Here is an 11637-nt window from a genome sequence, read left to right as displayed (position 1 = left end):
CAATGTTATCAGCGTGGGTAAACTGGTCCTCGTGGGAAGGCCGAGAACGAACGACGCCGCCGTCAGAGAACGGCTCGTGGCATGCGCGACCGAGATGTTCGCCACCCGCCCCCAGGAGTCGGTCACAGTCCGCGCGCTGGCCGCCGCCGCCGAAACGTCGACGGCGGCGGTGTACACGTTGTTCCAGGGGAAGGACGGACTGATCCGCGAGGTGCGCGACCAAGCGGTCGCCGGCCTGTTCCAGGACCTGACGGCTGTGCCCAGCTCGGAGGCCGCCCTCGAGGATCTGTACGCGCTGGCCGCGGCGTATCGCTGTTGGGGACGCGCGCACCGCCACCTGTACACGGTGTTGTTCGGTGGTGCGCAGTCCTTCACCCCGTCGACCTCGGTCGGCGACCGCGACCCGGTGCGGCCGCTCGTCGCGGCGATCGGCCGCGCCGTGGCGGACCATATCCTCGCGGGCGACACCACACTGATCGCCGTCTCGTTGTGGGTCGCCCTGCACGGGCTTGTGACCCTCGAACTCGCCGGCAGCCTCGATGGCACCGCAGCCGAGACCGCGTTCCGGTCAACGATCGATGCCGTGCTGCGCGGCTGGGCAACCCCCGCCGCCTTCCCCGGCCTTCGACGCACGGATCCGGCGCCCTGATGCGGTTACTCCGTAGGCGACCATCAGCTGGTTCCTGGTGATGTCGGTCTCGGGTCCATCCCAGCGCCACACTCCGACGTGCGCCGTGCTCGACGAACTCGATCAGCTCCTCGACCACGTCGACGACATCTTCGGACCGATCGTGCCTGTGCAACTGGAAGATGGTGCGAGCCAACGGTTTCCGTTTGTGACCACGCGCCGTACCGCGACCCGGCGCCGAGCCGATATCGTTGCCGCACAACCGATCAGGCGTTCCCTCCGATCGATGGGCATCGGCAGTGTCCTGCGGGGACTGCGGCATCGAACCCACCGGCAGCGCCGAGATGATCGGCTGGGTCGGCGGCCGGCCACCGATCCCGATCGAGCCCCGACTGTGGGAGCTGTCGTCTCCGACTGATCGGACTCGATGCATTCGCGGGCCCGTGCATGAGCAGGTGGCGGCCGGCCGCGTGCACCCACCACCGTTCTGCTGGATCACACCCTCCATAAAAACATCAACGGCTCTTGCTGATATCTCAATTCACTTCTACTGTGATCTCAGTTACTTGCAACGAAGGAGATCCCAGTGGCGTCCAGTCACGATCCTCGACCGGCCGGGTGGCGAGTCGGTGCCGATATCGGCGGCACCTTCACCGACGTCATCGCACTCGGCCCGGCCGGAGAAGTCGTCCCGATGAAGATTCCGTCCACACCGCCCGACTACGGTGCGGGCGTGGTAGCGGCAACCACCCAGGTGCTCTCCCTGGCCGGGGCCGAGCCGGAAGCCGTGACCGCGATGCTGCACGGCACGACCGTGGCCACCAATGCGATCTTGTCGATGACCGGCGTCCGCACGGCGGTGGTCACGACTCGCGGCTTCCGCGACGTGCTGGAGCTCGGACGGCTGCGGCGGCCGGTGCTCTACGACCTCTCGTGGACCAAGCCCGAGCCCCTCGCCCGGCGCCGGAATCGGTACGAACTCGACCAGCGGATCACCGCCGACGGGCGTCTCGAACCACCGGCCGACGACGACGAGGTTCGCGCCGTGGCCGCGCGGCTCCGCGCGGACGGGATCGAAGCGGTCGCCGTGTGCCTGATCAACTCCTACGTCCGCCCCGATGAGGAGCGGCGCGTGGCCGAGCTGCTGCGAGCTGAGCTGCCGGATGTCTATGTCACGGCGTCGGTCGATGTTTCTCCGCAGCCGCAGGAGTTCGAGCGAACGAGCACCGCCACGGTCAACGCCTATGTCGGTCCGGCAGTGCACGGGTACCTCACCCGTTTGGAAGCCGGGTTGCGAGCGGAGCGGGTGAGCGCTCCGCTGCTGGTCATGCAGTCCAGCGGAGGACTGCTCGATGCGGCCGCCGTCGCGCAGCGGCCGGTGCAGATCATCGAGTCCGGTCCGGCGGCCGGTGTCACCGCCGTCCAGAAGCTGGCACAGCTGATCGGCCTGTCCAGCGTGGTCGCGTTCGATATGGGCGGTACCACGGCGAAGGCGTCTCTGATCGAGCACGGCGAGCCGTTCGTCTCGGTCGATTATGAGGTCGGTGGCGGCATGAACGTCGCCCGTGGCCTCAGCTCCGGCGCCGGGTATCCGGTGCGGGCACCGTCGATCGACATCGCCGAGGTCGGTTCCGGAGGCGGCAGCATCATCTCCGTCGACGCGGCGGGCGCGCTCCATGTGGGGCCCGCCAGTGCCGGGGCGAGCCCCGGCCCTGCCTGCTACGGCTTCGGCGGCGAGCTGCCGACCTTGACCGACGCCAACGTGACGCTCGGATATCTGAGTCCACACGCCATCGCCGGTGGCCGCGTACCGATTTACCCCGATCTGGCCGCGAAGGCGCTGTCGCCGGTCGCCGAGCGACTCGGTGCCGATGTTCCGGCTACCGCGCGCGGCACATACCAGGTGGCGGTCTCGAACATGACGACCGCGGTCAAGGCGGTGACGAGCGAACGGGGCCGTGACCCGCGCGAGGCCACGATGGTCGCCTTCGGTGGCGCCGGTCCGCTCTACGCTGCCGAGCTGGCGCGCGAGCTGGGTATCTCGACCGTCATCGTGCCCGTGCACCCGGGTCTGTTCAGCAGCCTCGGCCTGCTCGTCGCCGACACCGAACGCCACGAGCTCGCCCCCTACCGGCCCGAATTCGCCGAGGTGAGCGCGCTGGCCGCGGAGTTCGACCGGCTCGCCGCGATGGTGACGACAGAGCTGGGGGCCGATGCCGTCGTGGATCGGCTGTTGGACATGCGCTACCGGGGCCAGCGATTCGAGCTGCGCATCCAGGTGCCCGATGGCGCCCTCACCGAGGACCTGCTCGCCGAGGTGTGGGAGCGGTTCCATGCCGAGCACAAGCGCACCTACGGCCGAGCCGGCACGGACGAGCTCGTCGAACTGGTCAACCTTCGGGTACGTGGTCGGCTGCCCACCTCCGTGTCGATCGCGAACGTGCTGGGCCTCCCCATCGCCGCGGGCCGTGAACCCACCACCCGGGAATGCCGGTTCGCCGAGACCGTGTCCGCGCCCGTCGTGAGCCGGTTCGACCTCGGCACCGAGCCGGCCGCCGGACCGATGGTCATCGAGGACATGGACGCCACCACCCTCGTCCCACCCGGCGCCGGAGTACACCGCGATCGGTTCAACAACATCGTCATCACCTGGAGTGCCGAATGATCCGCGACGCCGTGACCTTCGAGGTCTTCCGTAATGCCGTCACCGGGATCGCCGACGAGATGGCGATCACGATCGTGCGCACCGCGCACTCGGAGCTCGTCGCGTCCAGCATGGACTTCTCCGCCGCTCTGTGCGACGCCCATGGCAGGGTGATCGCCCAGGCCAACACCTTGCCGGTGCACCTGGGGTCTGTTCCGGACGCGATGGAGGAAATCCTCGACGAGTTCGGCGACGGGATCCGACCAGGAGACATCTACCTGCTCAACGACCCGTCCCGGGGCGGCATGCACCTGCCCGATATCTTCGCCGTCGCCCCGGTGTTCGCCGGAGAAGCGCTCGTGGGATTCGCGGTCACGGTCGTCAACCACACCGACGTCGGTGGCTGGGCGGCCGGCTCCATGGCCGTGCAGTCGACGAGCATCTTCGCCGAAGGGGTGCAGATCCCGCCGTCGCGTCTGGCCGAGGCCGGGGTGATCAACGAGACGTTCCTTCAGCTGATCCTGCGCAACGTCCGCGAACCCGAGCTGCTGCGCGGTGACCTGGAGTCCCAGCTGGCGGCCTGCCACACCGGGGCCGAGGGCCTGCGGGCCCTCGCAGCGCGGCACGGCGTCGCACGACTCGCGTCGCTCAACGACGAGCTGCTCGACTACTCCGAAACCCTGCTACGCGCCGCGCTCGCCGAGGCGGTCCCGGGCACGTACGAGTTCACCGACCACATCGACGACGACGGCCTCGGTTCCGGGCCGATCCCGATCCGCGTACGGGTCACGCTGTCCGAGTCCGGAATCGAGCTCGACTTCACCGGCTCGTCCCCGCAGGTCGACTCGGCGCTGAACGCGACGGCCTCGTTCACCCGCTCCGCCGCCTACGCCGCTCTGCAGGGTGTCCTCGCCTCGGACGTCCCCGCCAACAGTGGCTTCTACCGTCCGTTCACCTTCGTCATCCCGCAGGCCTCGATCCTCAACGGGCGGCGCCCCTCCGCGCGCGGTGCCCGCGGCCTCGTGGGTTTCCGGATCATCGATGCGGTGCTCGGGGCCCTCGCCCCGGTGTTCCCCGATCGGGTTCCCGCCGCCGGGGAGGGCGGGCCGGACGGGATCGCGATCGGCGTCGTCGGGGCCGACGGGGAGTCCGTCGTGCTGTGGGATCCCCTGGCCGGAGCGTGGGGCGCCCGTCCCGACCGCGATGGCGTGGACGGGATCAGCTCACTGGGCGCCAATCTGACCAATACCCCGATCGAGGAGCTCGAACGTTCCGGACACATCCGCATCGACGGATATGGCTATCTCCCCGACAGCGGTGGAGCGGGCCGCTGGCGCGGTGGCCTGGCGACCTTCCGGGACATGACGCTGTTGTCGCCCCAAGCCAGCGTCCAGATCAGGTCCGACCGGCGGAAGTTCCTGCCCTACGGGCTGGCCGGCGGTGCGCACGGGACGCCCTCGCTCAATGTCCTCGACCCCGGTGGGCCCGGCGAACGCGTGCTCGACTCCAAACCACATTTCGTGATGACCGCCGGAACCCGTCACCGACATGTGACCGCGGGCGGGGGCGGGCACGGCAGCCCCTTCGAGCGCGCCCCGGAACGGGTCTGCGAAGACGTCCTCGACGGCAAGGTGAGCCGTGCGGGAGCAGAACGCGACTACGGCGTCGTGATCACCGAAGACGGTGTGATCGACGCGAGCGCCACCGCCGAATTACGCGGCCGGGCGCTCTGACACCACAGAGATTCCATCCCTTTTCACCGATTGGACACTGCGATGAGTTCGACCGTCGCTACCACCCACGACGCCGTTACGCCCCGCACCTGGCGCAAGGTTGGCATTCGGATCATCCCACTGGTGGGGCTCGCCTACGTGGCGAGCTACATCGACCGTGCCAACGTCGGCTACATCGCCGCACCGATGTCACGTGAGCTCCACCTGAACAGCAGCCAGCTCGGCCTGGCCGCGGGGCTGTTCTTCATCGGCTACGTCCTGGTCGAGGTGCCGAGCAACATGATGCTGACCCGTTTCGGCGCGCGAACCTGGATCACCCGGATCATGGTCACCTGGGGACTGGTCACCGCTGCCACCGCAGCCGTGAATTCGGCGGCCACGCTGTACCTCGCGCGGCTGTTGCTCGGGTTCGCCGAAGCCGGGCTGGCCGCCGGGATCCTGCTCTACCTGACGTTCTGGTTCCCGCGCCGGCAGCGCTCCTGGGCATTGACGACCTTCATCCTGATGATCCCGGTGTCCTCGATCATCGGCTCACCCTTGGCCGCAGCGCTGCTCGCGTGGGGTCAGCGATTGCTCGGCATCGCGGGCTGGCGGTCGCTGTTCCTCGTCGAGGGCGTCCTGACGGTGCTCGTCGGCATCTTGATCTTCTCGTTCCTGCCCAATCGACCGCGCGATGCGCGCTGGCTCACCGACGAGGAGAAGACCGCGATCGAGAACACCCTCGCCGCCGAGGCCGCCGAACAGCGTGCCCATGGTGCGCTGACGGGGTTGCGCGAGGCGCTGCACAGCCGACGGGTATGGGCGATGGCCGTGTCGTGGTTCGCGATCGCGTTCGGGCTCTATCCGATGGCGTTCTTCCTGCCCACGATGATCAAGTCCATCACGCACAGCGTCGGCGGCGCCGGCGATGTCAGCAGCGTCCTGCTGTCGGCGATCCCGTACGCGGTGGCTGCGCTCGTCATGCTGGGCTGGGCTCGCTTCGCCGCCCGCCGCACGGCCGTCACGGCTACAGCCGTGCCGATGGCCCTCGGGGTGACAGGGCTGCTGCTGGCGACATCGACCCACAGTGGTGTCCCGTTCATCCTCGCGGTCTGTATGAGTGTCGCCGGGATCATCACCGCGATGCCCCAGTTCTGGCGGATACCGGCGATCGGCCTGACCGGCGCCGCCGCGGCCTCCGGAATCGGTCTCATCAACTCCGTCAGCAACCTCAGCGGCTTCATCGGCCCTTATTTCACCGGATTCATCGCGAACGCGACCGGTAGCTTCACCTATGCACTGTTGGCCATCGCGATCATCATGGCCGCCGGACTGGCTGTCCTGCTCACTGTGGGACGCCGGATGGAGCGGCTGGACGGGAGCCTGTCATGACCACCGCACTGATCATCGGCGATATCCAGCGGAGCATCACGAGTAGCTATGCGTTCGCCAGGCAAGTCGTGCCGCCGCTCACCGAACTGCTTCCGCGTGCCCGCGCGGCCGGTGTGCTGGTTGCGTTCGTGCACTTCGCCTTCCGGGCCAATGGGGCAGATTTGCCGCCGGGTAACGCTTTGTTTCGGACGTTCTACGAAGCCGGGGAGGGCTTTCACGAGGGGTCGTCCGGAACCGAGATCGATCTGCCGGTGGCCGACGAGGACGTCGTGGTGCTGAAACGCCGCGCCAGCGCGTTCGCCGGCACGGATCTCGACCTGGTGCTGCGCGCCGGTGGCGTCGACACCGTCGTGATCGCCGGAGTCGCGACCGGCGCAATGGTGGCAGCGACGTGCTACGACGCGGCCGACCGTGGTTACCGCGTGACCGTGCTACGCGACGGTTGCGCCGACGGTGATCAGGCGATGCACGACTTCTTCATGGACACCGTCTTCCCCAGCCGGGGATTCGAGGTCGTGGACTGCGCTGAATGGCACGGCGAAAAGCGATGACCCATCGCGTATTTGCACCGAAGGGACAGTCCTGACCGTTTCGTATGGACGGAAATGGGCTGAATCGTAGGAGCGGGAAGCCCTGCGCACATTGATTTCACCTGCTGTATCGAATACAGGTCATGGTCCGCCATTCCCGAAAATAGTTCGATATTTCCCCGAACCAGAGAACGCGCAAGAAAGTCAAGAACAATGCTCAGAAAAGTTTCCACCTGCACGGCATTGGCCACAGCGGCGGTATCGCTGTCGGCCGCCGTCTCGGTTGCCGATCCCGCCGACGCTGCCGGGGTCGTCAACTACACCGCCACCACTACGCCGACGTCGACAATCGTCAACAGCGACGCGGGCTCTCTGGTGAACGACAACGGTGTGTTCAAGATAAAAGCAGTCGACGGGACCGTACTCGCCGGCACGGAGCTGTCGTTCCGTGTCGATGATTTCCTGTTTCCGATCGCGGCCGACATCCACGATCGCACCGCGGTCCTGACTCCCCGGTTCGATCTCGCGCATGCCACCTATCGGCCGGTGGCGCTGCCATTCGAGGATCAGGCACCGTTCAAGACCCCCTACGACCGTGAAGTCGCGGCCTGGAACCGCATGACCAGCACCATCAGTGCGGGCGCCACGATCGGCACTCTCGTCGGTGGCTTGGCCGGCGGCGCTGTCGGCTGTGTGATCGGCGGAATCGCAGGTGCGACGGTGGCTTCCGCGGCGATCATCGGGCTGTTCGGCCCGTTCCTGCCCGCCGCCGCCGTCGGCTGCCTCGGCGGCATCATCGCCGTCGGCGCGCTGGGCACCCTGGCCGGACAGTTGCTGGTCACCGCCCCGATCACGGTCATGGCGGCGGTCCAATACTTCACCACCATCAACCAGCCTTTCCCGCCTGCCAAGTAGGGGCAGTAGGGCTCGGGCTCCGCCCCACGGGAACTCGTGGGAAACAAGTGGCCTCGCCCGTACTTCTGCTTCGCCTCCGTCAGGGCGAGGCCTCTCCAAACGCTGAGATATCAGACAGGAATTTTGACATGGCAAGCCGCCTGATGGCATGCGCGATCATCTGGACAACACGAGGACAGCAAGCATGAACGCCACTTTGTTGCATCGGCTCCGCACGGAGCTCGACGAACGCCGAAGGGGCCCGGGGCTGCGCAGCGATCTCGTAGTCTCGGGAGCCCAGGGGCCGACGGTCGGCGTGAGCGGCGAGACGCTCGTGAATCTCGCCTCCAACGACTATCTCGGGCTCGCCGGGGACTCCGAGATCCTCGATGCGGTACAGCGCGCGCTGCGCGAGATGGGGCTCGGGCTCACGGCTGGACGCGTGCTCTGCGGCACACGGGAGATCCACGGCCAGCTCGAGGCCGGCATCGCCGAGCTGGTCGGAGCCGAGGATGCGCTGCTCTACAGCTCGTGTTTCGATGCGAACCTCGGCGTCTTCGACGCCCTGCTCGGCCCGGACGACGTCGTACTCAGCGATGGGCTCAACCATGCGAGCCTGATCGACGGCATCCGGCTGGCGTCGGCGCGACGACGCGTCTTCGCGCACGCCAACCTCGACGAGCTCGAGCGCCACCTCGCCGAGTCCGCCGACGCACGCCACCGGCTCATCGTCACCGACGGCGTCTTCAGCATGGACGGCGACATCGCCGCGCTGTCCCAGCTCTGCGCGCTGGCGCAGCGCTATGACGCGGTGCTGATGGTCGACGACTCGCATGCCACGGGTGTGCTGGGCGCGACCGGCGCGGGCACGGCCGAGCACTTCGGCCTGGAGGGCAGTGTCGACGTGCTGACGGGGACGCTCGGCAAGGCGCTCGGCGCCGGGGCCGGGGGCTTCGTCGCCGGTGATCGGGCGATCGTGGAGACGCTGCGGCAGGTCTCGCGGCCGTACATCTTCACCAACGCGATGGCCCCTCCGCTGGCCGTTGGGGCGCTGGCGGCGGTCCGGATCGCGCGGGGTCGCCCCGAGCTGCGAGAGCGCCTGGCCGCCAACACCGCGTGGCTGCGTATGGCGTTGGGTGATCTCGGCTACGAGGTGCTGCCGGGGGATCACCCGATCATTCCCGTCATGCTGCGGGGCGGCTCGCTGGCCCGCGACGTGGCTGCGGCGCTGCGTCACGAGGGCGTCCTGGTCTTCGCGCTGTCGCATCCGGTGGTCCCGGCCGGCGAGGAGCGGATCCGGGTGCAGGTCTCGGCGTCGCACACGGCAGATCAGCTCGAACTCGCGGCAACCGCCTTCGGTCGGGCACGCGCAGTCCTGGCCGGCTCATGACCGCCGGCGAGGGGTTCCGCGCGCCCATCACCGCGGACAGTCACGAGCTCGAGGGGCGGGTCGCGGTCGTGACCGGCGGCGCGAGCGGCATGGGCCTGGCGACCGCGCACGCCCTGGCCCGTCGCGGTGCGATCGTTGCCGTCTTCGATCTCGCCGCGCCCAGCCGCGTCGAGCTGGCGTCGATGCTGGAGGTAGCCGCCGATCGCGTCGTGGCGGCCACAGTGGATATCACCGACGGCGACCAGGTACACCGCGCGTTCGCCGCGCTGCTGGCGGAGCGTTCACGGCTCGACATCCTGGTCAACGCCGCGGGCATCGCACCGCCGACCGCATTCGAGGACATCACCGAGGCCGAGTGGAACCGCGTGCTGGCCGTCAGCGTTCACGGGACCTTCCTGTGCTGCCGGCAAGCACTTCCCGCGATGCGCAGCGGCCGCTGGGGAAGGATCGTCAACTTCTCCTCCACTGCCGGCAAGACCGTCAGCACTGCCGGGGGCGCTCACTACACGACGGCCAAGCACGGTGTCCTCGGGCTCACCCGGCACCTGGCAAAGGTCTACGGAGCCGATGGGGTCACGGTGAACGCGGTCTGCCCGGGCCTGATCGACACACCGATGGCCCGCGCCCTGCTCCCCGAAGAGGCGCTCGAAGCCGTCACTCGGTCGTTCCCGGTGCCCCGCGTCGGGCGCCCCTGGGAAGTCGCTGAGCTGGTCGCGTTCCTCGCCTCCGACCGCGCGGCCTACATCACGGGCGCGGCCGTCGACATCAACGGCGGTGACCTCATCGTCTGAGGCGACAGCCCGGAGATCAGACGTGCGAGCACGCGGAACACAGCCACCACCCCTACCGAGCACCCCGACGAGAAAGGCGAGCTCTTCTATGAGCACAGGGATAGTCAGAACAGTCCAGCATCGGATCGATGGCCGCGAGACCACGGGCCGGTCGAATCGCACCGCCCCGGTGTGGAACCCCGCAACCGGCGAGCGCCAGGCCAACGTGGTGCTGGCGGAACCCGCCGACATCGACGCCGCAGTGCAGGCGGCGCGCGCCGCCCTGCCCGGCTGGGCGGACACCTCGGTCATGCGCCGGTCGCGGTTGATGTTCTCCTTCCGCAACCTCGTCGAGAAACACCTCGACGACCTCGCCCGGATCGTCTCGGCCGAGCACGGCAAGGTCCTCGACGACGCCAGAGGCGAGCTCATCCGCGGCTTGGAGGTGATCGACTTCGCCTGCGGGATCCCGCACCTGCTCAAAGGCGAGTACTCCGACCAGGTCTCGACCGACGTCGACCTGTTCTCGTTCCGCCAGCCACTCGGGGTCTGCGCCGGGATCGCGCCGTTCAACTTCCCTGCGATGGTCCCGATGTGGATGCACCCGATCGCGATCGCGACCGGCAACACGTTCGTGCTCAAGCCCTCGGAGCGCGCCCCGTCGGCGTCCAACTTCGTCGCCGAGCTCTACGCCGAAGCCGGCCTGCCGGACGGCGTGTTCAACGTCGTCCACGGCGACAAGGTCGCGGTCGACGCGATCCTCGACCACCCGGACATCGCGGCGGTGTCGTTCGTCGGCTCGACGCCGATCGCGCGGTATGTACACGAACGTGCGACGGCGAGCGGCAAGCGCGTGCAGGCGCTCGGCGGTGCCAAGAACCACGCCGTCGTGCTACCCGATGCCGACCTCGATTACGCGGCCGAGCAACTGATCGCGGGCGGGTACGGCTCGGCGGGCCAGCGTTGTATGGCGATCTCGGTCGCCCTCGCGGTCGGCGACGTGGCCGAACCTCTCGTCGAGCTCATGCGCGCGAAGGCGCGGGCGATCAAGGTCGGGCCAGGGCTGGAGGCCGGGTCCGAGATGGGCCCTGTCGTGTCGCCGGAGGCGCTCGAGCGGATCAGGGGCTACATCGGTTCCGGCATCGCCGCGGGCGCCGACCTCGTGGTCGACGGGCGCGAACTCGACGTTCACGGCGATGGCTTCTTCGTCGGCCCGACGTTGTTCGACCGCGTGACACCCGAGATGGACCTCTACCGCGACGAGATCTTCGGCCCTGTGCTCGTCGTCGTGCGCGTCAACTCGCTCGAGGAGGCGATCGACCTCATCAACGACAACAATTGGGCCAACGGCACGGCGATCTTCACCGCCAGCGGTCAGGCGGCGCGTCTGTTCCAGCGCTCGGTGCAGGTCGGGATGATCGGCGTCAACGTCCCGGTCCCGGTGCCCATGGCGTTCTACTCGTTCGGCGGCTGGAAGCAGTCACTGTTCGGCGCTCACCACATCCACGGCCCAGAGGGCGTCGCGTTCTACACGCACGCGAAGGCCGTCACCACCCGCTGGCCCGAGGAGACGAAGGCGGGCAACCACCGCGGCCACCTCCACTTCCCGACGGCCGTCTGACCGGATCGGTGCCCCCGGATCGGCTTCGTGCCGGACCGGGGGGCCGGTCGTCTTCG

General features: G+C 68.3%; 9 protein-coding genes. All 9 read left to right on the top strand.

What is annotated here, in order from left to right; genetic code table 11:
- The first annotated feature begins 76 nt into the window (after window positions 1-76).
- The 9 genes from ACQP1O_RS18360 (at window position 77) to ACQP1O_RS18320 (ending at window position 11581) form a co-directional block, all read left to right on the top strand.
- Window positions 77-649 (top strand): TetR-like C-terminal domain-containing protein, encoded by a 573-nt coding sequence (locus ACQP1O_RS18360; RefSeq protein ID WP_433566971.1) that lies wholly within the window; start codon window positions 77-79, stop codon window positions 647-649.
- A 565-nt stretch (window positions 650-1214) separates the two neighbouring features.
- Window positions 1215-3293 (top strand): hydantoinase/oxoprolinase family protein, encoded by a 2079-nt coding sequence (locus ACQP1O_RS18355; RefSeq protein ID WP_433566970.1) that lies wholly within the window; start codon window positions 1215-1217, stop codon window positions 3291-3293.
- Window positions 3290-5005, top strand: coding sequence for a hydantoinase B/oxoprolinase family protein (locus ACQP1O_RS18350; RefSeq protein WP_433566969.1), 1716 nt, complete (start codon window positions 3290-3292; stop codon window positions 5003-5005). Before ACQP1O_RS18355 ends, ACQP1O_RS18350 begins: the two co-directional genes overlap by 4 nt.
- A 42-nt stretch (window positions 5006-5047) precedes the next feature.
- Window positions 5048-6376 (top strand): MFS transporter, encoded by a 1329-nt coding sequence (locus ACQP1O_RS18345; protein WP_433566968.1) that lies wholly within the window; start codon window positions 5048-5050, stop codon window positions 6374-6376.
- Window positions 6373-6927, top strand: coding sequence for a cysteine hydrolase family protein (locus ACQP1O_RS18340; protein WP_433566967.1), 555 nt, complete (start codon window positions 6373-6375; stop codon window positions 6925-6927). Before ACQP1O_RS18345 ends, ACQP1O_RS18340 begins: the two co-directional genes overlap by 4 nt.
- 192 nt (window positions 6928-7119) lie before the next feature.
- A complete protein-coding gene (locus tag ACQP1O_RS18335) occupies window positions 7120-7821 on the top strand; it encodes a hypothetical protein (RefSeq protein WP_433566966.1) in 702 nt (233 codons plus the stop codon).
- Window positions 7822-8005: 184 nt separating this feature from the next.
- Complete coding sequence (locus ACQP1O_RS18330; RefSeq protein WP_433566965.1) at window positions 8006-9190, top strand: glycine C-acetyltransferase; 1185 nt, start codon at window positions 8006-8008, stop codon at window positions 9188-9190.
- Entirely contained in the window at window positions 9187-9981 is a 795-nt protein-coding gene (locus tag ACQP1O_RS18325; protein ID WP_433566964.1) for an SDR family NAD(P)-dependent oxidoreductase, read from the top strand. The genes ACQP1O_RS18330 and ACQP1O_RS18325 overlap by 4 nt, the downstream gene beginning before the upstream one ends.
- An 88-nt stretch (window positions 9982-10069) precedes the next feature.
- Window positions 10070-11581: a CoA-acylating methylmalonate-semialdehyde dehydrogenase gene (locus ACQP1O_RS18320; RefSeq protein ID WP_433566963.1), complete on the top strand. Its 1512-nt coding sequence runs from the start codon at window positions 10070-10072 to the stop codon at window positions 11579-11581.
- The last annotated feature ends 56 nt before the right edge of the window (window positions 11582-11637 follow it).

It is taken from the genome of Nocardia sp. CA-151230 (assembly GCF_050942175.1).
Taxonomy (GTDB): domain Bacteria; phylum Actinomycetota; class Actinomycetes; order Mycobacteriales; family Mycobacteriaceae; genus Nocardia.
Note: the sequence above shows the minus strand (reverse complement) of the source record. Positions and strands in the feature narration are given on the sequence as shown.